This is a genomic window from Halobaculum sp. MBLA0143 (assembly GCF_041361465.1).
Taxonomy (GTDB): domain Archaea; phylum Halobacteriota; class Halobacteria; order Halobacteriales; family Haloferacaceae; genus JAHENP01.
In genome coordinates, this window is record NZ_JBGKAC010000001.1 from 1265417 (window position 1) to 1290160 (window position 24744).

Sequence of the window (24744 nt, forward strand, 5' to 3'; positions counted from 1 at the left end):
CGTCACCCGAGCAGCGCCCCGGAGAGCCGTTGTGGAGCGAGGACGATTCCCCTGGCGACGGTGCAGGGGAGGCTCCTGTCCCCACCGAGGAGTGTCGCGGCGATCACGAGCGGGGAGACGGCGACGACGGCGACCACTGCGCTGACGGCGCGCATCGGCGAGCCGACCAGTCGACTCGACGCGACGTCGACGAGCGCGACGACGCCCGCAGTCAGTGCGATTCCGGCCAACGGTTCTCCCCCCGTGATGACACCCGCGGCGGTGAGCCAGTCGTAACCGAGGACGCTCAGCCAGCCGAACAGGAGGAGTTGGACGAACTGCGCGGCGACGCCGCCGAGTGTTGCGAGATTTCGGGCGGGGCCGTCCGTCGGAATCTCCTCGTCGGAGAGGCTACCGTGTTCGATCCCCTCGGCCGGCCAGTGGAGAACGTGCTTTCGGGTTGTGTCGTCAGTCATGGTGGGACCTCCTCGATCTCGGGGTTGTCAGTCAGCTGCATTTCGAGTGCAATCTTCAAAAGAACGACGGTGGCGAGAAGCTGTGTCAGCCCCAAGACTGGGACGGCGACGCCTCTGACCGGAACGACCATTGACCCGTGGTAAACCACGTCGACGGCCCCGGCGACGACGAGCGCGATCAGTACGCCGAAAGACTTGCCGACGAACGCCCCGACCAGCGCACTGACACGAAACAGGTGGTAGATTGCGATTCGGCGCATCTCCTGATAGTCTTCTTCGTCGATTCTGTTTCCCATCGACCGGTGGCTGTTACCTGAACCTCATAAATATATTGGTCTAGGACAAAATATGTACTCTAGACTACCACCCGTTCCCCACCACCCTCACGCCTCGGCCGCCACGAGCGACAACACCTCCACGCGTCGAACGCCGTCGAAGTTCCGGAGCCGGTACAGCAGTTCCCGGACGCGAGCGGCCTCGCCGCGACAGAACACCGTCTCCAGACACCACTCCCCCTGGTGAGCGTGGCTCGTCGCGGTGATCACGTCCTGGTAGTGGTGTTGGGTCTCGTGGAGCGGGCCGATCACCTCGTGGTGTTCGTAGTCGAACGCGAGGACGGCGGTCACCGCGCCGTCGGCGTCGCCCAGCCGGCTGTGGCGTTCGACGTACTCGGCCATCGCCTCGCGGACGGCCCGCGACCGGGAGTCGATCCCCTCGCGCTCCCAGACGGCGTCGAACTCGGCGAGCAGGTCGTCGGGGACGCGCAGACTCGTTCGCACGGTCGTCCGGAAGGCGGCGGCGTGTTTCGCCGTTTCGGTCGCGCCGGGCGTCGAGCGCCGGTCCGAGGCCGTTCAGACCAGCCCCGGGGTCGTCCGGACGAAGAAGTAGGCGACGAACGCGCCCGCCAGCGCCCACTGTCCGAGCCGGACGTCGCCGCCCTCACCGGTTGCGAGCTTGACGAACGGGTACGAGACGATGCCGGCGGCGATCCCGTAGGCGATGGAGAAGGTGAACGGCATGACGATCACCGTCAGTCCCGCCGGAATGGCGGCGGTGGTGTCGTCCCAGTCGATCTCCGTCACGTTGCCGAGCATGATGATCGCCACGACGACGAGCGCGAGGTGGGAGGCGTGGATCGGTACCGCGGCGGCCAACGGGACGAGCGCGAGCGAGGCGACGAACAGGAGCCCGACGACGAGCGCGGTCAGCCCGGTCCGGCCGCCGGCCTCCACGCCGGTGGACGACTCGATGTACGTCGTCACCGTTGAGGTGCCGAGCACCCCGCCGACGGTCGTGCCGATCGCGTCTGCCAGCAACGGCCGCTCGATCCCCGGGAGGTCACCGTTCTCGTCCAGGAATCCGGCGACCTGTCCGACGCCGACGAGCGTGCCCGCGGTGTCGAAGAAGTCGACGAAGAAGAACGTCACCATCACGAACAGGAACCTCGCGGGCTCGACGTTCGCCAGCCCCTCCAAGAACGCCCCCGCCAGCGGCGTGATGTCGTAGGCGGCCGCGGAGTAGGTGATCGTCGTCTGACCGGTCAGCGACGCGGGGGTGTACAGCGTCACCCCGCCGGCCACTGACGGGCCGGGGACGGACAAGCCGAGCGACGCGAGGCCGTACGACGCGAGCGTCGTGGCGACGATCCCGATCACGATGGCCCCTCGAACGCCGGCGGCGTACAGGCCGGCAGTCAGCAGGAGGCCGATCACAGAGACGACCGCGACGGGGTCCGTGGCGAACACGGGGTTGAACGTGAGGAACGTCGCCGGGTCGCCGGCGGTGACGTGCATCGCCTGGAGCCCGATAATTGCGAGGAACAACCCGATCCCGGCGCCGACGGCCCGTTTGACCGGCTCCGGAAACAGCTTGACGACGTACTCGCGGGCGCCCACGAGCGTCAGGAAGACGAACAGAATCCCCTCGACGACGACCGCGGCGAGCGCGGTCTGCCAGGGCACCCCGAGTGCCCCGACGACCGTGAACGCGAAGAAGGCGTTCAGTCCCAGCCCCGGTGCCTGCCCGAACGGACGATTCGCGTACAACGCCGTCACGAGCGTCGCCACCGCGGCGGCGATCAGCGTCACCACCGCCACCATCTGGACCGTCTCCGCGTAGCTGTGCCCCTGGAGGATGATCCCCGGCTTCCCGCCCTCGGTCCCGACGAGGACCGAGGGGTTGACGACGACGATGTAGCTCATCGTCAGGAACGTCGTCACCCCGGCTGTCACCTCCGTGCCGAAGTCCGTGTCGTGGTCGTCGAACCCGAAGAACGCGGCGAGTCCTGATGCCATAGCTTCTGTCTACACACGAAAGTGAAGAATTCTGTGATTTCCAGCAGGGAATCACCGCACATACGTGCACACTAACCCCGACGACAACCCCAACAATCACGTCAGGTCAGTGGTCCCGAGTTGGCTTCCCGCGACACCGACGACTACTGCATGTGCTGTCCCAGAGATGGTCGTCGCCAGGATAGCCCCGACACACTCTGTAACGATGGGACTGACATTGGAAGCGGCCAGCCCTGGAAGGTCTGCTAGAAAGCTTCCGCCGATGCCGATGGTGGCGGCGACCACGGGAAACTTCAGACTGTGGCCACGGCTACGGTGCCAACTCCACTGGAATGACGCGAGGAGTCCATGACCGACAACGACAGCTGCGGGGGCCAGAAACGTCCGACCGACACCGTACAGCGTTATCAGCGCGAGTGGAAGTTCAACTGCTCCGCTACTCTTAGAACTGATCACATTGAGAATCGCAAACAGTGCTGTAACGAAACCGTGGTATACCAACAATCGAACTGGGTATATGAGTGATAAGCTCGGCATTCCGTCTCGTCGGACACCCTTGGCATCATTAGCCGCCACCATCGCCTGACGAATGACATAGGTAGCAGCTACTGCGCTGATGCTAAATAGCACAATATTAATACCGATTATAACCATAAATAATAAGGGGTGCACCCATGGCGCTGGTGCGGAAGTGTTTGTGACACTACTTGGTGGCATCGGGATCGGGTACGCAAAGACCTGACTGAGTCCAGTTCGGATAATCACATGAGGTGTAAATGTCGGGAGAAATTTTTTATTACCTTAGCAGCAGATGCAATCCCCCCGACAACAAAGAATGCGACAAAAAAACTGTATCTAGAAATATCTAGCGATTTTATTATCATTTTAATATTACTTTATATATTTTCCAATAGGATAAATAAGTATGGTTCCTATAAATAAAAACAAGATAAGAACGAATATCGACGTTGTTGGATCTGGTAAGCTCACAATGCTCCACGCAAAAATAATAAAAACAGCTGCGTACGTGACGGCAGCCGCGGTCACATACGGGTGATTCGATCGAAACGACATTTCGGATTAGGTGTTCGGCCAGTTCACCTCAATACTGTCGATCGAGACGAACTTGCGGCCGGTTGTTGGGTCGAGCGGTTCGTCCTTACGGTAGAAGTCTGACCGGACCGAACCGGGGAGGGGGCTGGAAAGGTCCAGTGCCGACGAGGTGCATTTGATACGAGCACCGACTTGGTAGGTCTTGTTCTTGTCGATGTTTGCGAACACTGTGTTGTCTGCTCCGTCCCAGTTGCTGTACGAACTCCGCTTCTGCCAGTAGTCACCGTACACGGGGGCAGTGTGGTTGAGGATTTCGCCGGAGTCGATGTCGCTGTCTGTGTCGGACACCTCCCGGATGAACACAGATACTTTCCCAGTCGAAGAGCACCCAGGAGTGGCGACCATCGACCCGGACCAAGTCCCATTAATCGTGAACTCAACGCCGCCAGAGTCGTACGAGGACACTGTCTTCCACACCTCGGCAACAGATTCCGCCTGCCCACCAGCGAAGACCTTGGCGTCTGCGTAAGCCTCCTTGTCTTCGGTGATGTAGTCCTCGTTAGTTGATCCCAACGGGATCACGTCACTGTCGGTCGCACCGCCCGACGCAGACGAGAAACTGTACGTGTTGTCGTACCCCTCAAAGAGGTTGATGTCTGCAGTGGCGTCAGCCGTCACATCAACATTGGTAGAGGCGTTCAGCTCCGCCATACGCCTCATTGCCGCGGATTGGTCAGACTCGGTGAACTCAGGACTGTACCCGACTCCGTCAAGGACTGCAGGCTTCTCGCCTTCACCCCCGGACAGGCTGCTCCAGTACTGCGCAGTGTAGCCGTCTTCGAACTTGTAGAACGTTCCGATAGCCGGTGTACCAACCGCCCGCGGTGGCTGACTGCTCACTTGGCCCTCCGAGTACAGTTCATCGTTGTTCCGAACAACAACGACCCCCTCTTGACTCGGTGACCCGTGGCGTTCGATTAGGCGAGCAAACGCCTTGGCGAGGTCCCGCTTCCCGCCCTGTTCTGCACTTGTGACGCCAACTCCGAAGGGCACTGCTGCTCCAAGCGCCGTTGCAACCACGCTCCGTCTGCCGTATGTCTTCTCAGATATCGTTTTTGCTGAGTACAGACAGTTTTATATCTGTTACGATATATTCTTCCAGTATTTGCATCCAATATCTTTTCATTTCTTTGAAGCTAACTGCTTTTGGACCTATGGCTATATGTTGTACACTGCATCCATAGCACAAACAGATGCGCACAGACTAAGTGCGTTTCTGAAGGGAGTAGAGGTGATGACGTTCCAGACGCTGGACGACCTGCCGGCCGCACAGCGCGTCCTCTGTCGTGTCGACCTCAACTCCCCCGTCGAGGACGGGACGGTCGTGGACAACCGGCGGTTCGACCGCCACGCCGAGACGGTCCGCGAGCTGAGTGAGGCGGGCCACCGGGTCGCGCTGTTGGCCCACCAGGGCCGCCCCGGTCGGGACACGTTCGTCGGCCTGGAGCAGCACGCCGACCTGCTCGCGGACCACGCCGGCGTCGACGTGTCGTACGTCCCGGACACGTACGGCGAGGAGGCGCTGGCGGCGATCCGGGCGCTGGAGTCGGGTGACGTGCTCCTCCTGGAGAACAGCCGGATGGTCGACGCCGAACTGCCGGAGGAGTCGCCCGAGACGAAAGCCGAGACGGCGTTCGTCCAGACGCTGGCGGCCGAGTTCGACGCCTACGTGAACGACGCCTACTCGGCGGCCCACCGGAGTCACGCCTCGCTGGTCGGCTTCCCGCGGGCCCTCCCGGCGTACGCCGGGCGCGTGATGGAGACGGAGTACGAGGCCAACACCGCCATCGCGTCCCGAGAGTTCGACGGCCCGGTGACGATGGTCGTCGGCGGGACGAAGGCGACGGACGTGATCCAGGTGATGGAGGCGCTGGGCGACCGCGTCGATCAGTTCCTCCTCGGCGGCGTCGCGGGCGAACTGTTCCTCCGTGCCGCAGGCCACCCCGTCGGCCGGGATGTCGACGCCGAACTGTTCGACGAGCAGTGGGAGGCGAACGGCGACACTGTCGAGCGCGTGCTCGACGAGTACGGCGACCAGATCCGGCTCGCCTCGGACCTCGCGTACGAGACCGACGACGGCGACCGCGCGGAGGTGGCCGTCGCCGACATCGACGAGAAGACGACGGACTACCTCGACGTGGGCGCGGAGACCGTCGCCGACTACGAGCCGGTGATCCGCGACAGCGACGCCGTGTTCGTCAAGGGCGCGCTGGGCGTGTTCGAGGACGAGCGGTTCGCGGACGGCACCGTCGGCGTGTTGGAGGCCGTCGCCGAAACTGACTGTTTCTCGGTGGTGGGGGGTGGTGACACCTCGCGTGCGATCGAACTGTACGGCATGGACGAAGCAGACTTCTCGCACGTCTCGATCGCCGGCGGGGCGTACATCCGGGCGCTGACGGGCCAGGAGTTGGTGGGGGTGGCGGAGTTGGAGCGGGCGACAGAGACGGGACCCGCGTAAGAAGGTATATCAGCTACACTAGTAGAAGACTAAGTGACTATTTTTCTAGAAAATGCTCTTTGGCCTTTATCAGAAATACTGGTTCAGTGTCGCGGTGGGACAACTACGGACAGCCACCGAACGATGGTGACGAAGCGACGGGTGAGTCGAGTGAGACGAAAGAAGGGTCCACGAGGACGGTCAGCGACGGCTCCGGAACTGTCCCAACAGGTGGCTCATCACAGAAGGCCAAGCTACGAGCGTACGACACACTCCGTGACGAGGTTTTGTCGGCCGTCGATAGGCAAGTCACTCTGAATTCCCGTGGTGTCGCTGGCATAATTCTGGTCATCGGATACTCGGTTAACTTCGATCAGTTGGCCGTTCTCGCGTTCGTCCCAGTGATACTCGCGTACCTGCTCGTACGGACTGCCGAGTCGCGGGCCTGGATGGCGAACGCCAGCGGCCAGATTGCCAAGATCGAACAGGAACTTACTTCAGATCCGACTGAAGATTCGTTCGGCTTTGAGCATCAGCTCGGCGGGTTCGGAAGCGGAGATATCGACGGTGTCCGACGACTGCGAGATGTCCCTGCCGTGATTCGAATTCTCTTCGTCGGTGCCATCTACGCGGTTGCGGTACTCAGTGTGGTCTACGGGGTCTGGCCGCTGGACGAGACACCGCAACTGCTGAACGTGGAGGTGACCCGATCCGTTCTCCTAACCGTGTACGGGGTTCTCACTGCCTCTTTTTCAATATCTGCCATTTCTATAGGTTTGTTTGCAATCTCTCTCGAAAATCACGTATTGCGAACTGAAGAGCATCAAGACGACTAGACACTACTGAACAGCGACCAAAACTTACAGTTCGCTGTCGGTCGACACGCAGACTGTGAAACTCGGCATCGTCTCCGACACCCACGACGACGCGGACGCGGTCACGACGGCAGTCGAACAGTTCCGATCACAGAACGTCGACACGGTGATCCACTGTGGCGACTTCGTCGCGCCGTTCTCGGCGACGCCGTTCGACGCCCAGTTCGCGTTCCACGCCGTCCGCGGCAACAACGACGGTGAGTGGGCGCTGGCGGACACGGTGGAGTCGTTCGGCACGTACCACGGCGAGGCGGCGACGCTGACGGTCGACGGCGTCGCGGTCGCGGCGTACCACGGGACGAGTGAACCGCTCGTCGACGGACTCGTCGGCTGCGGTGACTACGACATCGTCGTCCGCGGACACACCCACGAACGGACCCGCGAACACCACGCGCCCGACGGCGAGGTGACGACCTTCGACACCGACGGGACGACAGAACACGATCTCGACGCGGCGGGGACGCTCCACCTCAACCCCGGCGGCGTTGTGATTCCAGGCCAAGAAGAGTCGCCGGCGGTGATCGTGATCGACACCGAGGCGGGGACGGTGCGGTTCGAGTCGCTCACAGACGCCTGAACCACCACCGAACCAACGAGCCGACAGAGACGAACGCGACGAGCGATCCGACGACCAGGCCCGTGGTGGTGAACGGGTACAGCCCGCTCCGTTCGGCCGCCAACACCGACACCTGGAGGAGCACGAGCGACAGGAGAAGTCGGAGGAGGTACCACCGACCGTCTGTCAGACTCGGGGTGTCGTCGGTCACGACGGGAACGGTCGACGACGGACGGCTTGTGTGGTTCGGTTTCGAAGGCAGTGCGGTGTCGCTCCGTCAGTCGTCGGCCTCCCGCGGCACGACGCGCTGGCGGCGACCCTGGAACAGCGACTCTAAGCCGACGCCGAGGGTCTCGTCGGTCGTGGCGACGCTGTCGGCCTTCGGGGCGCGGTCCAGCAGCGCCCGGACGGCGTCGACGTTCTCCGGGATCACGTCGCTCTCCTGGTGGATCGACTGGAAGAGGTACAGATCCGACCCCTCCATCGAGACGGAGCTCTCCCAGATGCAGTTCTCCCAGAGGTCGCCGCGAGGACGACCGGTGTCCTGGGCGAACTCCTTGAGCTTGCCCGTGCCGTCGATGCCGGCCTCCTCGGGGACGAGGAACAACCGGGACTCGTCGCTCAGCGTCTCGCGCACGTCGTCGGCGGTCGGCTCGGCCTCCAAGGTGACGTTGACGGAGTGGAGGTGCATCAGCGTCGCCGGCACCTTCACGCCGAGGGTGTCGATCTCCAAGTCGGGGAAGATCTCGTTCACGTCCGGACCGTGGTGAGAGGGGATCTCCACGGGGTCCGGGAGGATGTCGTTGATCGGGCCACGCGAGGTCTGGCCGGGGTCGCCGCCGCGCCGGACGAGCGTCACCCGGGCCTTCTCCACGCCGTACGTCTCTCGGAGCGGGGCGAGGAGTCGGGAGAGCCCGGTCGTGTTGCAGGAGACGACGCGAGCGTACTCCACGTCGTCCTCGCGGACGGCGTCGTAGTTGGCCCGGGAGACGAAGGAGGCATCGGCCACGTCGGCGTCCTCGCCGCCCTGGAAGATCGCCGGCGTGTCGTACCGCTCGTACAGCTCCCGGTTCTCGGCACCGATTCCCGACGGCGTCGTGTCGACGATCACGTCCGAACGGACGACCAAGTCGTCCACCTCCCCCGCGAGATCCACGCCCGCCTCGTGGAACTGGTCGGACCGCTCCGGAATCGCCGCGTACAACGGGTACCCCTTCCGGACGGCCGCCTCCGCCTCGAAGTTCGGTCGCGTCTTCGCAACCCCGGTCAGTTCCATGTCCGGCTGGGCCGCCACCGCGTCGGCGACTCGTTTGCCGATGGTGCCGTAGCCGTTGACGCCGACCTGTATCATCACTGGGGCGTCGTCACGGCGTCGGGTTAATCGTTACGGCATACTCTGAGAGAAAGCAACTACCATGCGAGTAATCGAGCGGATGGTTTCGGCGGCGTGTGTGCGGAGGCGAGCTACATCGGGTCGATGCGGCGTGTGTCCTCAAGTAGAGATTGGGCAGTCTCGGAGCTGTCGGGGTCGGATGTCGACTCCTCGATTATTACAGCTATGAGTTTAGCGATTGCAATAGTAATGATGCTGGACGGAGACAGCCACCAGACGGAGTCCCCAATTCTGTAATCGAACAACGGAGTGACTGCGGCACCAAAAACGGTGAGTGTCGACTGGCCAACACCGTTCTCAATCACTCCTGCAACGACGACTCCGAGGCCCAGACGAACTGACACGACTGTCGTTGCGATTACTGAGAGGATAGCCAGTAACGAGATCGCAGACGACAGCGTCTCTGGGCTGAGACTCGTATCCGAGTCTGGTTGATCCCCAATTGCACGCATTCCGACGTGTGCGCTCGCTCCAACAAACGCGATGAGGTAGTACCCGACCATCTCTGGAGACACGAACGACGTGAACAGCAGACCGGGTACAGCGAACACACTGGTGAACACGATCGTTGCCGACCCTCTGAGGAGTGCCGAGAGTAGCCTGTCTCGGAGCTTCGGGTCACCCTCGGTCATGAGTTCACTCGACAGTTGTGCGGGGAAATACTTATGAATTCCCATACTCTGATTCTGATTTGGACAATCATCTTATTCTAGTTTCTATATTCATCAGACATTTCTAGGTAGGCCGCGAGGACGGTGTATCTGATCCAGTCTTCTTCCAGATTTTCTCTGTTTTTGTTTAATATAGCAAAAATCAGAATAGAACTAATTACATAGGCAACAAGTACTTCAAACGGTCGGAGTACATTCGCAATCCCGTCGGGGACGTACTCGAACCACAGTCCAACTGCGAGTGACCCGCAGAAGAATCCTAACACGACTGTCCCGACTGTCAGCCCGCGTGCCAGCAGATACAACGCCTGCATCCGTAGTGCCCGGGTGCGACCACGCTGCTCCACGAAAGAGAGAGTCAGCTTGAGTAACGTGTCGTGTGATTCGAACTCGCCACTCAGGACGAACTGGTCCTTGCACAGCTCCCAGAAGTATCTCTCGACATCTGAAATGCGATACCGACACGATTCTCGTTGTCCCCTGATACACAACATCAGATTGTCGAAGCCGTGGTCGTCGTCGCTGTGTCCGCCGCCGACTTGGAGTAATTGTCCAACGACGAAGGCAACGCCGATGGTAAACAACACCAGTGGGAGGCCAACGGGGAGTGTCGCCTCGGAGTCAAACGCCAACTCAAACAACGGAACGGGCCTGACTGTCGCGTACAGGCCAGTGAGAACGTACACCCCTGGCACGATGTTCGCAAACAGATTGTAGAGGTTGATCGTTCTGATCCCTTGGCTCGTGACGGCACGCTCCATCTGCCTCTGCCGCGTTTATCCCCGCGGTAAAATATTTCGTCTTCGGCGTCTATAGTTGTGCATATTTGAGCAGACAGACTCCATCCGTCCGACGGCGCAAGGACTACACGCCCGGCAGCCCTCCAACGGTCTATGAGCAGCGAGACGGCAGTCGATCCGCTGACACGCGCGGCAGAGACCGCGGTACACCAGGCGTTAGAGTTAGGCGCCGACGAGTCGCTGGCGGTCGTTACGGACGACGAGCGGCTGGAGATCGGCGAGGTGCTGTACGACGTGGGCAGCGAGGTGACCGACGACGCGACACTCGTGTGCTACCCTCCCGGGGAGCAACACGGGACGGAGCCGCCGGCGCCGGTCGCGGCCGCGATGGCCGAGGCAGACGCCTTCCTCGCGCCGACGACACGGAGTCTGAGCCACACCCGAGCGCGGTCGGCGGCGACGGACGCCGGCGCGCGCGGAGCGACGCTCCCGGGGATCACCGCCGAGGTGTTCACGACCGGGTTGGACGCCGACTACGACGCCATCGCGGATCACTCCCGCGAGATCTACGAGCAGGTGGCCGACGCCGACGAGGTGCGTGTGACGACGGCGGCCGGGACGGACCTCACGGTCGAGGTCGCCGACCGAGAGTGGTACGAGGACACCGGCGACGTGGGAGACTCCGGCAGCTTCTCGAACCTCCCGGCCGGCGAGGTGTTCACGAGCCCGGCGACGGCCGACGGGACGTACGTCGTCGACGGGACGATGATGCCCCACGGACTGCTGACGGAAGAGCTCCGCTTCGAGGTGGAAGACGGACTCGTCACGGAGATCTCCGACGACGACATCCGCGAGCAGGTGGCGACCGCGGCAGAGGAGGTCGGCGACGCGGCGTACAACCTCGCCGAGCTGGGGATCGGGACGAACGTCGGCGTCGAGACACTCGTGGGGCACGTCCTGTTGGACGAGAAGGCCGCCGGGACGGTCCACGTCGCCATCGGCGACAACGCCTCCATCGGCGGGGAGACGGAGGCACCGATCCACTTAGACGGGATCGTCCGGGAACCGACGGTGTACGCCGACGGCGAACCGGTCACCCTGCCGGAGCCGTAGCGTGCGGCTGGCAGTCACGACCCAGAAGGAGACGTTCGAGCGGCTGAACGACCACCTCCCGGCGTACGGGATCGAGGTCGTTCCCGTCCAGCCCGAAGAGCGACTGCTGCCGGTCGCGGAGTCGCCGTTCCCGGCGGTCGACGCCGGCTGGGTGTACCCCTCGCGGCTGATGGAGGGGGCAGTCGTCGACACCCACCTGGGCGTCCCCTGGGTGAACGGTCGGGACGCGATCCTGGCGTCGCGCAACAAGGCCGGCGTGCTCGCGCGGCTCGCGGCCGCGGACGTGCCGGTGCCGGACACTCGCGTCGTGTCGAACCCCGCGAGCGAGACGGCCGTGACCGACGCGGCCGCCGAACTGGGGTGGCCGGTCGTCGTCAAGCCCAATTCCACGACCCGTGGGGTCGGCGTGGCGAAGGTGTCGGAGCCGGACTCCGTCGCCGGCGTGACGGACTACCTGGATCTGGTCCACGACTACCGCGCGACCGGGGACCGATCGTACCTCCTCCAGGAGTTTCTCCCCGACGCGACGGACTACCGCGTGATGGTGGTCGGCGGCGAGTACGTCGGCGCGGTCCGGCGACGACTCCCGGCGGACCGCCGCGCCGACGGCGCTTGGAAACACAACGTCCACCGCGGTGCCGTCGCCGAGGGCGTCGAGTTGGACCCGGAGCTCCGGCGGCTCGCAGAGCGGGCGGCCGCCGTCCTGGGGATCGACCTCCTGGGGGTCGACCTCCTCGTCACCGACGACCGCGCGGTCGTCTCGGAGACGAACGCCCGCCCGACGGTCGACGACCCCGAGAAGTACGTCGACGACTTCTACGACCGGATCGCCGACTTGGTCCGGGCGACTGCCGAGGGATGAGACTCCCCGGCGCTGTCCGACTCGTGCACGACTGGAGAGCCGCCGGGGTTGAACCCCGTTCGGCTCTCCGAGGTCGGCATGGACGGCTACGTCACGCCGAACGGGCGGACAGTCGAGGCTGCCGCGGACGCGACGGAGCTGGTGGGTGACACGCCGTTGCTCGCGCTGGAGGAAGCGGCGCCGAACCTCTTCGCCAAGGTGGAGTCGTTCAACCCCTACTCCGTCAAGGATCGAATCGCCCGAGAGATGGTTGACCGCGCCGAGGCTGAGGGAGTCGTCGACGACGACAGCACGCTCGTCGAGCCCACCTCCGGCAACACCGGAATCGGACTCGCGTTCGTCGCGGCCGTGCGGGGCTACGACTGCGTGTTGGTCGTGCCCGAGTCGGCGAGCGTCGAGCGGCGGCAGCTGGCCCGCGGGCTCGGCGCGACCGTCGAGGTGGTGCCGGCCGAGGCGGGCGTGGAGGGTGCCCGCGAGCGGGTCGAAGAGATTGTCGCCGACAGAGCGGACGCCGTCCGGCTCGGCCAGTTCGAGAACGAGGCCAACCCCGCGGCCCACCGCCGGACGACCGGCCCGGAGATCTGGCGGGCGACCACCGGCGGGGTAGACGCCCTCGTCGCCGGCGTCGGCACGGGCGGGACGATCACGGGCACCGCGCGCCACCTGAAGCAGGACCGCGACCGCGACGTGCGGACGGTCGCGGTGGAGCCGGCGGCGTCACCGTTGCTGTCGGCCGGCGAGACCGACGATCACGGAATTCAGGGGATCGGCCCGTCGTCCGTGCCGGAGACGCTCGACACCTCCGTGATCGACGAGGCTCGGACGGTGACACGCGAGCGGGCGGTCGAGCGGGCGCGGTGGCTCGGCCGCGAGACGGGCGTGCTCACGGGGCTCTCGGGCGGCGCGGCGACGGCGGCGGCCGTCGAGGTCGCCCGCGAACAGCCGGACGAACTGACGGTCGTTGTTCTCCCGGACACCGGCGAGCGGTACCTCTCGACGGATCTGTTCGAGTTCGAGACCGACGACGAACGGACGGAGCCGACAGGAGAGGCGGGTCGACCGTCGTGAGTGTCGTCTCGGCTATAGGTCGATGCTGGCGGAGTCGTCCACCGCGTCGAACGTCACCTGCAGCACGCCGTTGTTGTACGAGGCGTCCGCGGAGTGCTCGTCGACGCGAGTCGGGAGCCGAACCCGTTCCTCGTACTGGCGCGTCTCCCCGTTGGCCGCCAGGGTGAGCGTCTCTCCGTCGCACTTGAGGTCGATGCTCTCTTTGTCCACCCCCGGGAGGTCCGCGACGACTCGGACCTCGTCGTCACTCTCGTAGGTGGAGACGTGCGTCTCCGAGCCGAAGCCGGCGTCGGCTGCGCCGTCGGGTCCGGCCATCCCGTTCATCATCCGCTCAATCTCGTCGAAGATATCCCCGAACGGATCGTCACGATCATCCCGCATACACGAGTGGATACGTCTCTCACCCTCAAAAGCCTTCTCTCGGTGCGCCGGCCGTCACCGGCGGCGTCGCGGCTCGTTCGGGACGCTCGGCCACGGCGACTGCCCGGGTCGCGTTCACGGCCCACCGTGAGAACTGAGCCCGATGTCCCCACCCAGACGGCGTCTGCCCGACGTAGTCGCCCGTCTCGACCGGGACTACACGGTCGATCTGGACCCTCACCCGGGGCACCGTGCCGCGCCGCTGGCGTGGGTCCAGGCGTGGGCTCACGAGGCCGACCGCGTGGACGTGTGGGCGACCGGGAACCGACTCCTGGCCCGCGAGGCCCGCGTCCCGGACTGGACCACCGCGGGCGCAGTCTGGAACCGATGTCACGACGATGGCGTGATCGACGCGCACGACGACGCAGACGGTGAGCTGTGTCGTGTCCACCCGGAGTGGGTGGACTCTGCCCGGTCGAAGGAGCGTGCGACGCCGTCGTGGACTCGCCTCGGTTCGTCGTCGACGATCACGACCTCTCGGGGTCTGCGGGCGACACGGAGGCCTAGAACCACGAGGCGCCGTGGGCGCTCCGTGATCGGTGCGGACGGCACCGCGCCGCTCCCGCAGCCTCCCGCCGACGGCCGGGGGGCGGATCAGTCGACCGTCGACGACCCCGTCGCGTTCCACCGCCCGGCGCCGGTCCGGGCCGTCGACGCGGAGACCTGGGAACACCCCGCGTCCGAACGGCCGTTCCCCGGGCCGTGAGTGAGTAGGTGAGTGTGTGGGTGGGTGAGTGGGTGAGTGGGTGAGTGGGTGAGTGTGTAAATGAGTGTGTGGGTGAGTGAGTGGGTGAGTGTGTAGACGAGTGAGCGACCCGTGTGACGCCGTGTGTCGGCGCCCAGCGCCTGCCCGCGCCGTCTCCGTGCCCAACCCAAAGAGGCTTGCCTCGCGGTCCCGAACCGAAATCCGATGCGTGATCGGTACAAGGAGTTGATGCTCCGTAGCTTCAAGGACGCGATGGACGTGGTCGACGAGTACAACGAGTGGGCCGCAGACGCCTTCGACAGTGCTCCGCCCGTCCCGCCGCAGGCCGTCCCGCAGGTGGCGATGGCGCTGTACCAGTCCCGGGTGATGGACGGCTGGGGCGGCGACGGCGGGTTCGACATCCCGGAGTTCGACGACAAGATGTTCGAGTGACGCGGAGACGAGGCCTCGGTGGCTGGGCGATTCTCACGACGGATCTCTCGACAGCGACGGAGACTGTGCACTCGGCACGCGACGCGTCCACGACCGCGTCGGTCGATAGATCCGAGCTGCTATCACGGCGTCTGGCGAGTGTCGTAGTGTGAAGCGGAGAACACTCCTCGGGTCGGTCGTCACCGCCGGGGTCGCGAGCGCGGGGTGTGGGCGCCGACCCAGTCGCACGGGACGCGGTGGACGCCAGGGCGGCGAGAGTGCGCCCGCGTCGGCGACGCCGACCGAGACGGCGACCGGGACGCCGACCGACCGACCGAACCCGTACCCGGACGCTTGGGCGTACGACCCGCGCACCGAGATGGTGATCTTGACTGCAGAGGGCACTGTCGAGCAGTTCGGCGTCACGATCGCCGGCGAGGCGCTCAACGCGAGTGACACGGCGTACGACTACGTCTCGCTGCAGTTCGGACTGTTCGACGAGACGGACGCCAAGCTCGGGTCTGCGCTCGACAACGTGAGCAACCTCGACGCCGGCCAGCGGTGGCGTTTCGAAGCCTTCGGGACGGCGGACGACGCCGAGACGTTCAGCATCGAAGAGATAACCGTGTACTGATCACTCGGGCGGACGCGGACGGGGACCTCGACACTGCTCCGCCGGCCCGTTCTCGATTCTGTCGTCGTCCTACGCTCCCGGTCGAGTGCTCGACTCTACTACTCGGCAAACCCGGCAGGAATCGTGCCGGGAGACACGGGTTCCTCGCGCGCCTCCCACTCCGTCTCGTCCCCGTGATCGTCGTCACGGGTGCCTCGACTTACGTCCACGGTGACGTCTCGAGCGCGCTTCAGGTTCACCGTCGACTCGTGCGCGGCGACAGGCTCGGGGAACGCCACACAGTCCCCGAGCGGCGTGACAGACTCCTGTGGCGTGTTCTCGGGGGTGTCGACCCCCAGGAGCGGTGCGTTCAGTCCGCTGCGCCGGGGGTCCGCGCCGGCGACGCCGGCGGGGTCTCGACGGCCGTGAACAACAGCGACGACAGCGCGTTGAGTGCGTCGTCGCGTTCGGCCGCGGTGAGGACGTACTCCTCCGCCGGAACACCGGCCTCCAGCGCGCGCGACTCGGGCACCTCGCCCTCGGGGACGACGGTCGCCGACTCCAGATCCGCCATCGCCTCCGCGACGGCGGTCACGAGCGCCGGGGTCCGCTCCCCGTCGCCGCGGTCGTTGTCGAGCCGCCGCTGGGTCTCGACACAGAGTGTCACCAGTTCCTCGATCCGCGTCTCCGGCAGCTTCGTGTTCCGCAGGCTGTCGATGGATGCGCCGTAGTCCGACAGCAGTCGCTCCCGGGAGATCTGGGTCGATTCGTCCGGCTGGGTCGCGCCGTCACGCTTTTGTGACGGAGAATCGTTCGAACACATGTCGTGTGAAGGCCGCACGACACGCAGGGTGAGGGTGTTAGGCCACCCTCGCCACCTTTACCGCAGTGACGACGCCCGCGTGTCGTATCCGGAATGTAGTCCTAGCCACCGATATAGTTTATTGTTTTATAGATATGGATAAGTCTTCGAAGGAAAGCGGGGTTCGTGGGGGGCGAGGGCGTCACCTATTCGTCCGTCGCGGTCGGACGATGCGGTATGTCCCGGCTGGATCTCTCCGACGGCTTCGATGTCCACGACCACCGTTCGAAGCTGAAGCTGCTGAAACAGGACGAGAACTCGATGCAGCTCCAGAACCGCGACGACGTGGGGTGTGCCGCCTGCGGGCGCGTCTTCCAGCGGCTGTTCGTCACGAGCGACGAGACGGTGACGTTCGACAGCGCGCCCAGCGGGCCGGTGTGTGTGGCGCGGACGGACGAGCAGATTCTCGTGTTCGCGCACTGAGGTCAGTCGTCCGACTCGGAACTCGAACCGGAGTCGGACCCTTCGTCAACCTCCCAACTGCTCCAGGACCTCTGTGGTCCCGTGTTCTCCTCGAGCATTCTACGCAGGAGTTCGTAGTTCGCCCGCAGAATCCCCACCATCTCATCCGACTGGAGATCACGGTGGTATGCTGTGAAGACGCCACGCTTCTTGAACCCCTGTTTCAGAGTCTGGCTTTCGGGGTTCAACTCCATCCTCAGTCTGCGCCGTTCCTCGTCCTCGTGACGCTCGTAGGCGTCGGTTCCCATGACATCCCCCCGGTCCTCGATCGTGATCGACTCTGGCTCCATCCGACCACTGGGAAGGAACTTCACCTCAAGCAGATCGTCTGCTTGCGCCTCGGCCATCTTCATCGCGGAGGATATAAACTCCTCAGTTTCGAGCACGATGCCGTCTGTGAACTCACGCTCGAACATGTCCACCATCGACTCTCGGTAGTCGTTGGTGGAGGCAGTCTCGACGAAGAACAGGTTCCCTCCCAGAACGCCCATCAGGCGCTTCTCGCACTTCGGCACCTGTTCGGTGCCGTCAAGCTTCTCGACCTCCTCCGTTCTCCAGTTCCCATACTTGAAGTACGCTGTATCGTCTGAAGGGACGTTCAGCGTCTCTGGTATGGCACCCTGACCGCTCTCTTCATCACCCTCCCTGATCGACCACTCGCGGACCACCTCCTCAATGTTGTCGAGGGCGAGGTTCTCCTGTGGAACCCGTGCGAATTTGAAGCTAACCATTGATCTCCACCTCCTTCTCTAGTCTCATCTGGACGATTGGCTTGATAAACCTGTCCACGCTGTACCTCACGGACCTTCCTTCGGTCACTGAGTCGACCAGACCGCGTGACAGCAGGTCGTTGAGGTGGTACGATATTGTCGACTTGTCTCTGTCGAGCAGTTCCACGAGCCGCTTGGGGCGAATTCCCCTCGGATCTTGATCGATGAGCATGTGTCTGATGAGCTGTAGTTTGGCCTGTGACAGCGACCCAACCCGTTCGGTTGCGTCGGTGATTCCGAGCTGGTCCACTGCTTGGTCGATTGACTCGGAATCCCAGGGTTCCTGACCCTCGAGAAATGCCTGCTTGAGGCTCTTCACGAGAACCTGGATGAACAGCCCTGGGATACCGTTACTGTGCTTGAATGCGGGCACGACTGCATCCTCTGACAGAGCAGCGTCTCCACCGATGAACTCTACAAGAGCGCTGGCGAGTTCGCTACACTCTGTTTTGCTGAGCCCCGGTAGTTTGATCTGTTTTGTTGTGTCGATCTCCCGTTCGATCTCGTCTCTGTCGTACCCCCACAGTTCTGGACTCCAGAACGTCACGAAGAGACCATTTTCGACACTGGATTCGAGACGGGTCATGGACTTACGCGCCCGCTTGTCCTCACCACAGTCGTCGAGGATGAACACCGCGTTCTCATCCCCGGCTACGTCCTCGGCAACCTTCTGTAGGCGGGACTCTTCGTACGTCTCCATTGACGGGTCTGACTCGCCGATTGTAACCTTATCACCGAGGTCGTTGCACTCGAACGAGTAGACTTCGAGACCGGCCTCTACACGGTCTAGTGCGTCTTCCACGGTTCGTCTGAACAGAGTCTTGCCGACACCTGAAACGCCAGTGACGGCCAGGTGGATGGTTCCACCCCTTGCGGCGAAGTGCCCAGCGAACTCCCCGACCTCCTGAAGTTGCTGGTCGTAGTCAACCGTCCTCTCCGTGTGCTCTGTGAAGTGGCTTCGTATCACTTCTGTACTGACCCTCTCTGGTCGGAATCCGTGGGATTCGAGCCACGTCTCGTAGTCGCTGACCTGTCCTCGCTGTCCGTTCTCGAACGCTGCCTCAAACTGACCGAATTTACTGTCCTTGTTGTCCATATTGGGGAGTGGCGTGCCACGACTCCAACTAGCCAAACGATGGCACCATATTTAAATCCTATGTCAGTCATTTGGCTGTATCGGTCTACTTGTGGCTCTACACCGGCTTTCGCACTACAGATCTTAAATAGGTCTAACTATTTGAAACCCACCAAACCAGATTCGACGAACCGGATTGCTGCTACATTGGGAACTCTTTTCACTGCGGACGAGTCAATATGTGGTATAAGTATCAAAGGTACGGTCGAACACCTCTCAGATGAACTAGGAATCGAACGAAGCGCCCGCGCCCGCGAGATGATAGAGAGGGTCGTACACATCAGGGACTAAACGGGGTTGATCGGTCGTTGTCCCGCATTACTTTCCGAGAGTCCACACACCCGTCACTCGGAAAGCGTGTGAACGAGTAGATGTGTGTTCCCGCCCTCACCCCCGTTTCCCCGCGAAGCCTGTCCGGGAAGTGGCCTTCTGGCTGATTAGGCCGCGCAGTTGTGGTCTACGAGACCACGTCAGCATCTTCAGTGCGCCACTTCCCGTTCAGCTTCTCGTCTCACCTCTCGGCAGGGGCGATGGGACGGACTCTCAACGCCAACATCTGGTGCTCCGAGTTGACTATATCAACTCTAAAGTGTTGGCCTTTTCGCTCACTCCCCGGCGAGGTAGCCCGCACCGGCCACGACCGCACCCACGACGGTCAACACGAGCGTGAGGACGAACCCGAGCCCGAACAACGCGGGAGCGAACCCGAGCCCGAAGACGAACCCGATCACCGCGCCGTTGCCGGCCGCCAGCAACGGCGACCCCTCGTCTGCCCACCCGCCGACGCCGGCGCCGACGCCCAGCCCGACCAGCCAGGTCAGCGGCAGCGGGAGGAGTCCGGCGAGGAACGCACCGAGGATGGTCAGGCCGGCGAGCTTCAGCGCGCCGCCGGAGTCGTCCCGGGAACGCCCGGAGCCCGAGCCGAGTGCGACGTTGTACGCGCGCTTCGCCAGTCCGGACCAGCTCGTCCGGTTGGACACCGTCGCACGCGACGACCCGCCGGAGCGTCCGCCCCGGTCGTCGTCCGTCTCTCCGTCCCGTTCCCGCTCCCGTTCTCGCTGGCGACCGTCCCGAGACATACCCGAACCGAGGCGGCCGAGACTCAAGAGTGTGGTCACCGTGTCGCGCGTCGTGTGGGTGTCGCGCCGGTGCGGCGGAACACGGACGTGGTCGCCGTCGCGCCGCCGACTACTCCGCGTCTTCGTACTCTAACGCGACGGAGTTGATACAGAACCGTTCGCCGCCCTTGTCGTCGGGGCCGTCTTGGAACACGTGGCCGAGGTGACCGTCGCAGTTGGCACACAACACCTCGACGCGGCGCATACCGTGGCGGTCGTCCTCCTTCCGGACGACGTTCCCGTCCTCGGCGGCGTAGAACGCCGGCCAGCCACAGCCGGAGTCGTACTTCGTCTCGCCGTCGAACAACACCTCGCCACAGCCGGCACAGACGTACTCTCCGTCGCCGTAGTGGTCGACGAACTCCCCGGAGAAGCGCGCCTCCGTCCCGCGCTCCCGGAGAATCTCGTACTCGTCGTCGTCCAGCTCCTCGCGCCACTCCTCGTCACTGTCCGGCACCGTTCGGTCGTCCCGCTGGGTCTCGCTTCCAGCCATACCCACGGTTGGTGGCGGAGACTGAAGGCGGTTCTGCTCGTTCGGGTCCAGGTTCCCCGTCACTCTGCCGGGGAGTGTTCACGTCCAGTCGACGAACGAGCCGTCCAACAGCGTGTCGCGCTGGCGGGCGAGGTAGTCCTGTTGTGCCCGTCTGACCGCCGCGGAGAACGAGCGACCCTCGTCGGCGTGCTCGCGGGCGCGGTCCAGCTTCCAGCCGGCGGGCGTCGTCCGCGTCTCCACACGGTGACGCAACGGCTCCAGCATCCCGGCGGCCTCCCGTTCCGAGCAGCCGGCGCCGACGAGTCCGGCCTCGGCGTGGTCCAACACGTCGGCGAACACGCGCTCCGTGTCCGTCGTCTCGACGCCCTCGTTGGTGATCCAGCGCAGGTCGGCGTCGATCCCGTCCGCGACGGCCGCCCGGAAGTTCTCCCGAGCGGTCTCCCACGAGAGGCTGGCGGCGGGGTGACGCCGTTGCGGGAGACACTCCATCAGCCCGGCGAACGCCGCCAGGAACGCCATCGAGTCGCGGACGGTCGGCTGGGCGGGGATCACCCGGAACTCCAGACGGGCGTTGGCGGCCGCCCGAGAGCCGCCGTCGAACACCGGCCGCACCCACCGCCAGTAGGTGCCGTGTTTCCGGCGGAGGGTGGCGAACTCGTCGTCGAACCGGTTGCCGTCCACGAGCTCCTCTTCGGGCATCGGGACGATCACGTCGTCGCGAGCGACGCGGTCGACCGCCTGCTCGACGCTGTCGAGGTCCTGCGGCAGACACACCTTCGGGGAGTCCGTCGTGTTGAGTATCTCGAAGGCGTGGACTCGGTTCTCGCGAGCGCCATCTGCGACGACGGTCTCCAGGTCGACCCCGTCGTCGTACAGCTCCGGCGGGAGCAGGGGCGTGTTCACCCCCAGCGCCAGCAACGGGCCGACGAGCCGGACGGCGTAGTCGTGGTAGACGGGGATGTCGCTCGCGGTCGGCACCTGGTAGTGGGGCTGGATCGACGTAGTGAGCGAGACCGGCATCACCGTCTCCGCCTCCAGGCTCGACAACGGCGCCGGCAGGTCGAACGTCACGTCGGCGTTGGGGCCGTTGGCCATCGCGTGGTAGCGAGCGGAGTCGCTCATGTTGGTGGCGATCGCGTGGCCGCGGCGGGTGACGACGTCACCGACGTACGAGCCGGCGGTCTCGCCGGCCGGAGCGGCCGTCCACAGCCCGTCGGAGACGAGCCGCATCCCCTCCTGGTGTGTCGTCTCCAACGCCGCCCGGAGCCGGCTCCGCACCTCGGCCGCCTGCGCCCGCAGCCCGTCCGTGTTGAACGGCTGGGGGCTCGTCGTCATCTCGGCGTTGTGGAGGCCGAGTTCCTTCTCGAAGCCGACGAGTCGGAGGAGCCGCCGGGGCACCCGCGCCAGATCCCCCCGGCTGATCCCCCCCGTCCCGTCGCCGGCGTCCCACCGGCCCTGTGACACCGCGTAGAACTCGTACTCGAAGCCGACGATCGACTGGTGGTTGTCGAAGGTGCCGTCCGCCAACTCCGATTTCACCGTCTCCGCGTCCAGTTCCGCCCGTTCTTGGAACTCCTCGGAGTCTACTCGGAGAATCTCTTCGACCCGCTCCGCCAGCGTGTCGACGCCCCGTTCTGCCATACCCGGGTCGTACGGTGCCGCCGACTTCAACCCCTTGGGAGTCGGCGTTCGTCCGACCGGCCCGCTCTCACTCCGGGCCGCGGCGGTCGTACTCCAGCGTCGCCGCGACGGCGTCGGCCGTCGCCGTGTCGAACGCGCGTTCGACGAGGTGCAAGGCGAGGTCGACCCCGGACGTGACACCGCCCGCGGTCACCACGTCCCCGTCGTCGACGACCCGGGCCTCCCGCACGACGGCGTCCGTCTCCCGGAGGTCGTCTAACGCGCCGTGGTGGGTGACGGCCGGACGACCGTCCAACAGTCCCGCGGCCGCCAGCAGCATCCCGCCGGTGCAGACTGACGCCACCGTCGCGCCGGCGTCGTGGTGGGCCGCGACCGCCGCCGGCACCGCCCCGCGTTCGTGTTCTGCCCACGCACCCGCCGTCGAGCGGTCGTTCCACCCGCCGCCGGGGACGACCAGGAGATCAGACGCCTCGTCGTCGTCAGGCTCCGGGAGCGTCCCGTCCGGCTCGACGCGCATGCCGTGGCTGGCTGTCACAGTTTCTGTGGGTTCCAGCGTGACGAACCGCGCCCGGCAGTCGGCCCCCTCGCTCGCGGCGTTCTGGAACACCTCGAACGGCCCGACCGCGTCCAGTTCGTCGAACCCCTCGTAGAGGACGATGTCGACGTTCACGGCGACGCTACGCCCGGCGACGGGAGGAATGTATCGGAGCCAGCCGTCACCGGTTCGGGAGTTTGTCGACTTCGCGGGTGAGGCCGGCCTTGTCGGTCCAGTCGTACAGCCGGTCGACGCTGTCGAACAGACCGAGAACGTCTTCTTGTGGCTGACTGTACGGGTTCGTCGGGTCCACGCCGTTGTTCAGTTCGTCTGGGTTCAGGCCCTCGTAGTTACGGCGGAAGGCGTGGGTCTTCTCGAAGAAGTTGTTCCGGATCTCGCCCAGTTCCACAGATGGCCCCGCGTGTCGACCCTCGAACACTGGGACGAGATAGTCGGCGTACGAGGCCAGGAGGTAGAATTTGCAGTGGGTCTCCGGTGGGTCGCCGGGTGAGTCTCCGGCTCCTTCGGTGTGCTCGTCGTCGGTGCTCGCCTCGCTCGCTCCGTTTTCCGTCTCGCCCGTCTCGAACTGACTCGGATCGAGGAGGTCACACAAGAGAAACGCATAGGTTCGTGTCCGCGCGTTGAGTTCCGTTTCCACGAACTGGAGCCGTCTGATCGGGTACGTATCGTAGCTCCCGAGAACGAAGAAACAGGTCTGTCCGCTGAAGAACGGATACGAGTTCTCTACGAAGAACCGCAGTACCCTGTTCACGAACGCCGGGCCGTAGTCGACGCCGTTCGTCGCCTCCAGAACCTTCGATTCGACCTCTTCCGAACACTCTGTCACGTCCGGAACTTCTGGGGGACGGCTCACAATCTGTGCTGAACGCCGTAGCTATTTAGTCTTTATTACTTATTCGGCGTACGCTCCGAATCACCGATTCGGCTCTCCCGAATCTTTTCAGTCGGCAACTCGTAGTGGCTGTATGCACGAGATCAGGGACGCCCCGTTCGCGGGCGAGGAGGAGACGTACCACTTCCTCACGCAGGAGACGCGGTACCTGATCCTCCAGTACGTCCTGGCGCACCCCGAAAATCTCCCGTCTCTCGACGAGCTGGATCACGCGATTCCGAAGGGGAAGAGCACGATCCACGAACACCTCGGGAAGCTCCGAGAGCGTGACGTGGTCGACAGCTACGAGGTCGACGCGGAGGATCGGAGCCGCGACCTCCCCTCGACGTTCTACGGGCTGACGGAGTACGGGATCTACCTCCTGGAGGAGTTCGATCTCCTCCAGGGGAAGCCCGCGTTGCAGGCGATGTACGCGAACATGGAGAAACCGGAACGGATTCGCCGGTACGAGGACGCTCCCCGACCGTCGAAGAAGAGTGAGGACGAACTCCGCGAGGAGCTAGACGAGGTCACTCGGGACGGCGACGTAGACGACGCGACGGCGGCACGGAAGGCAACGGGAATCTCCAGTCTGCTGAACGGTGGTGGGAGGGAGAGTCGAACGATCAGCGAAGGCGACGACGTGTCAGCCCAACTCGAACTTGGGTCAAGCGTGCTCCGACTGCTCGAATCGGACGACAGTGACGACCGCGCGGCTGCCGTGTCGGCGTTGTCCGAGATTGCGAGTGCCAGCCCGGAGAGTGTCGTCCCAGCGTTGCCGACGCTCGCCGAGCGGATCGACGATCTGCCCCTCGAACGACAGCGGGCGGTGTCGGCGATCTTTGCGGCAGTCGCCTCGGACGCTCCCGGCGGGATCTCCGACGAGGTGATCGGCCGCTTGGGCGAGTTCTACGCCCAGGACATCGACCACTGGCGACAGGACCCCGAAGTGGCACGCGAGACGCTACAGACCGGACTCGCTGTCGCTGCTAGCGTCGGTGCATCGAGGGTCCGTTCCGTGTGCCTCGGTGCTCTCGAGAGCATCGATTCCGTTGAAGAGAACCACGACGTGACGGCGGATCGTCCCGAGACAGTGTAACGGTCCCGTT

General features: G+C 64.2%; 29 protein-coding genes. 11 read left to right on the top strand and 18 right to left on the bottom strand.

Annotation, left to right across the window (positions count from 1 at the left end; all coding sequences use genetic code 11):
- Nucleotides 1-2 precede the first annotated feature (2 nt).
- The 5 genes from RYH79_RS06495 to RYH79_RS06515 all read right to left on the bottom strand — a co-directional run bounded on the left by RYH79_RS06495 (nucleotide 3) and on the right by RYH79_RS06515 (nucleotide 4882).
- Complete coding sequence (locus RYH79_RS06495) at nucleotides 3-455, bottom strand: hypothetical protein (RefSeq protein ID WP_370897391.1); 453 nt, start codon at nucleotides 453-455, stop codon at nucleotides 3-5.
- Nucleotides 452-751, bottom strand: coding sequence for a hypothetical protein (locus RYH79_RS06500; protein ID WP_370897393.1), 300 nt, complete (start codon nucleotides 749-751; stop codon nucleotides 452-454). The genes RYH79_RS06495 and RYH79_RS06500 overlap by 4 nt, the downstream gene beginning before the upstream one ends.
- A gap of 87 nt (nucleotides 752-838) precedes the next feature.
- Nucleotides 839-1234 carry a CopG family ribbon-helix-helix protein gene (locus RYH79_RS06505; protein WP_370897395.1) on the bottom strand — a complete coding sequence of 132 codons (396 nt, stop codon included), beginning with the start codon at nucleotides 1232-1234 and terminating at the stop codon, nucleotides 839-841.
- 72 nt (nucleotides 1235-1306) lie between these two features.
- Complete coding sequence (locus tag RYH79_RS06510; protein WP_370897396.1) at nucleotides 1307-2749, bottom strand: NCS2 family permease; 1443 nt, start codon at nucleotides 2747-2749, stop codon at nucleotides 1307-1309.
- Between the two features lie 1080 nt (nucleotides 2750-3829).
- Nucleotides 3830-4882, bottom strand: a complete 1053-nt coding sequence (locus RYH79_RS06515; RefSeq protein WP_370897398.1) for a hypothetical protein — start codon at nucleotides 4880-4882, stop codon at nucleotides 3830-3832.
- Between the two features lie 214 nt (nucleotides 4883-5096).
- On the opposite strand from RYH79_RS06515, the gene RYH79_RS06520 reads away from it, so the two are divergent.
- From RYH79_RS06520 to RYH79_RS06530, 3 genes are all read left to right on the top strand, one after another.
- Nucleotides 5097-6320, top strand: coding sequence for a phosphoglycerate kinase (locus RYH79_RS06520; RefSeq protein ID WP_370897400.1), 1224 nt, complete (start codon nucleotides 5097-5099; stop codon nucleotides 6318-6320).
- Between the two features lie 86 nt (nucleotides 6321-6406).
- Nucleotides 6407-7135 (top strand): hypothetical protein, encoded by a 729-nt coding sequence (locus RYH79_RS06525; RefSeq protein WP_370897402.1) that lies wholly within the window; start codon nucleotides 6407-6409, stop codon nucleotides 7133-7135.
- A 55-nt stretch (nucleotides 7136-7190) separates the two neighbouring features.
- On the top strand, nucleotides 7191-7751 hold the full coding sequence (locus tag RYH79_RS06530; RefSeq protein WP_370897404.1) for a metallophosphoesterase: 561 nt from the start codon (nucleotides 7191-7193) through the stop codon (nucleotides 7749-7751).
- Here the strand turns inward: RYH79_RS06530 and RYH79_RS06535 are convergent.
- From RYH79_RS06535 to RYH79_RS06550, 4 genes are all read right to left on the bottom strand, one after another.
- Entirely contained in the window at nucleotides 7738-7941 is a 204-nt protein-coding gene (locus RYH79_RS06535; protein ID WP_370897406.1) for a hypothetical protein, read from the bottom strand. The genes RYH79_RS06530 and RYH79_RS06535 overlap by 14 nt on opposite strands.
- Before the next feature lie 66 nt (nucleotides 7942-8007).
- Entirely contained in the window at nucleotides 8008-9081 is a 1074-nt protein-coding gene (locus RYH79_RS06540; protein ID WP_370897408.1) for a type II glyceraldehyde-3-phosphate dehydrogenase, read from the bottom strand.
- 113 nt (nucleotides 9082-9194) lie between these two features.
- Nucleotides 9195-9755 carry a hypothetical protein gene (locus RYH79_RS06545; protein ID WP_370897410.1) on the bottom strand — a complete coding sequence of 187 codons (561 nt, stop codon included), beginning with the start codon at nucleotides 9753-9755 and terminating at the stop codon, nucleotides 9195-9197.
- Between the two features lie 77 nt (nucleotides 9756-9832).
- On the bottom strand, nucleotides 9833-10555 hold the full coding sequence (locus RYH79_RS06550; RefSeq protein ID WP_370897411.1) for a hypothetical protein: 723 nt from the start codon (nucleotides 10553-10555) through the stop codon (nucleotides 9833-9835).
- 132 nt (nucleotides 10556-10687) lie between these two features.
- Here RYH79_RS06550 and RYH79_RS06555 point away from each other — a divergent pair, with 132 nt between their 5' ends.
- The 3 genes from RYH79_RS06555 (at nucleotide 10688) to RYH79_RS06565 (ending at nucleotide 13577) form a co-directional block, all read left to right on the top strand.
- On the top strand, nucleotides 10688-11647 hold the full coding sequence (locus tag RYH79_RS06555; protein WP_370897412.1) for an aminopeptidase: 960 nt from the start codon (nucleotides 10688-10690) through the stop codon (nucleotides 11645-11647).
- A 1-nt stretch (nucleotide 11648) separates the two neighbouring features.
- The gene (locus RYH79_RS06560) at nucleotides 11649-12509 is read left to right on the top strand and encodes an ATP-grasp domain-containing protein (protein WP_370897413.1); all 861 of its coding nucleotides are present in this window, start codon (nucleotides 11649-11651) and stop codon (nucleotides 12507-12509) included.
- 78 nt (nucleotides 12510-12587) lie between these two features.
- A complete protein-coding gene (locus RYH79_RS06565) occupies nucleotides 12588-13577 on the top strand; it encodes a PLP-dependent cysteine synthase family protein (RefSeq protein WP_370897415.1) in 990 nt (329 codons plus the stop codon).
- A gap of 12 nt (nucleotides 13578-13589) precedes the next feature.
- On the opposite strand, the gene RYH79_RS06570 is transcribed toward RYH79_RS06565, so the two are convergent.
- Nucleotides 13590-13958 (bottom strand): Hsp20/alpha crystallin family protein, encoded by a 369-nt coding sequence (locus RYH79_RS06570; protein WP_370897416.1) that lies wholly within the window; start codon nucleotides 13956-13958, stop codon nucleotides 13590-13592.
- 142 nt (nucleotides 13959-14100) lie between these two features.
- Here RYH79_RS06570 and RYH79_RS06575 point away from each other — a divergent pair, with 142 nt between their 5' ends.
- The 3 genes from RYH79_RS06575 (at nucleotide 14101) to RYH79_RS06585 (ending at nucleotide 15748) form a co-directional block, all read left to right on the top strand.
- Nucleotides 14101-14703, top strand: coding sequence for a hypothetical protein (locus RYH79_RS06575; RefSeq protein WP_370897417.1), 603 nt, complete (start codon nucleotides 14101-14103; stop codon nucleotides 14701-14703).
- Nucleotides 14704-14907: 204 nt separating this feature from the next.
- Nucleotides 14908-15135, top strand: coding sequence for a hypothetical protein (locus RYH79_RS06580; RefSeq protein ID WP_370897418.1), 228 nt, complete (start codon nucleotides 14908-14910; stop codon nucleotides 15133-15135).
- A gap of 148 nt (nucleotides 15136-15283) precedes the next feature.
- Complete coding sequence (locus RYH79_RS06585; protein ID WP_370897420.1) at nucleotides 15284-15748, top strand: FxLYD domain-containing protein; 465 nt, start codon at nucleotides 15284-15286, stop codon at nucleotides 15746-15748.
- A gap of 349 nt (nucleotides 15749-16097) precedes the next feature.
- Here the strand turns inward: RYH79_RS06585 and RYH79_RS06590 are convergent, their stop codons facing one another.
- The gene (locus RYH79_RS06590; protein WP_370897422.1) at nucleotides 16098-16550 is read right to left on the bottom strand and encodes a hypothetical protein; all 453 of its coding nucleotides are present in this window, start codon (nucleotides 16548-16550) and stop codon (nucleotides 16098-16100) included.
- 216 nt (nucleotides 16551-16766) lie between these two features.
- Here RYH79_RS06590 and RYH79_RS06595 point away from each other — a divergent pair, with 216 nt between their 5' ends.
- Nucleotides 16767-17012, top strand: a complete 246-nt coding sequence (locus tag RYH79_RS06595) for a DUF7385 family protein (RefSeq protein WP_370897424.1) — start codon at nucleotides 16767-16769, stop codon at nucleotides 17010-17012.
- A gap of 2 nt (nucleotides 17013-17014) precedes the next feature.
- On the opposite strand, the gene RYH79_RS06600 is transcribed toward RYH79_RS06595, so the two are convergent.
- The 7 genes from RYH79_RS06600 to RYH79_RS06630 form a co-directional block, all read right to left on the bottom strand.
- The gene (locus tag RYH79_RS06600; RefSeq protein ID WP_370897426.1) at nucleotides 17015-17782 is read right to left on the bottom strand and encodes a hypothetical protein; all 768 of its coding nucleotides are present in this window, start codon (nucleotides 17780-17782) and stop codon (nucleotides 17015-17017) included.
- Complete coding sequence (locus RYH79_RS06605; protein WP_370897427.1) at nucleotides 17775-18917, bottom strand: hypothetical protein; 1143 nt, start codon at nucleotides 18915-18917, stop codon at nucleotides 17775-17777. The genes RYH79_RS06600 and RYH79_RS06605 overlap by 8 nt, the downstream gene beginning before the upstream one ends.
- A 644-nt stretch (nucleotides 18918-19561) precedes the next feature.
- Entirely contained in the window at nucleotides 19562-20035 is a 474-nt protein-coding gene (locus RYH79_RS06610; protein ID WP_370897429.1) for a hypothetical protein, read from the bottom strand.
- A 109-nt stretch (nucleotides 20036-20144) separates the two neighbouring features.
- The gene (msrB, locus tag RYH79_RS06615) at nucleotides 20145-20567 is read right to left on the bottom strand and encodes a peptide-methionine (R)-S-oxide reductase MsrB (protein ID WP_370897431.1); all 423 of its coding nucleotides are present in this window, start codon (nucleotides 20565-20567) and stop codon (nucleotides 20145-20147) included.
- A gap of 78 nt (nucleotides 20568-20645) precedes the next feature.
- A complete protein-coding gene (locus RYH79_RS06620; RefSeq protein WP_370897433.1) occupies nucleotides 20646-22208 on the bottom strand; it encodes a glutamate-cysteine ligase family protein in 1563 nt (520 codons plus the stop codon).
- A 67-nt stretch (nucleotides 22209-22275) separates the two neighbouring features.
- A complete protein-coding gene (locus RYH79_RS06625) occupies nucleotides 22276-22878 on the bottom strand; it encodes a DJ-1/PfpI family protein (RefSeq protein ID WP_370897435.1) in 603 nt (200 codons plus the stop codon).
- 46 nt (nucleotides 22879-22924) lie between these two features.
- Complete coding sequence (locus RYH79_RS06630) at nucleotides 22925-23590, bottom strand: DUF8170 family protein (protein WP_370897437.1); 666 nt, start codon at nucleotides 23588-23590, stop codon at nucleotides 22925-22927.
- A gap of 139 nt (nucleotides 23591-23729) precedes the next feature.
- On the opposite strand from RYH79_RS06630, the gene RYH79_RS06635 reads away from it, so the two are divergent.
- Entirely contained in the window at nucleotides 23730-24734 is a 1005-nt protein-coding gene (locus tag RYH79_RS06635; protein ID WP_370897439.1) for a hypothetical protein, read from the top strand.
- Nucleotides 24735-24744 lie beyond the last annotated feature (10 nt).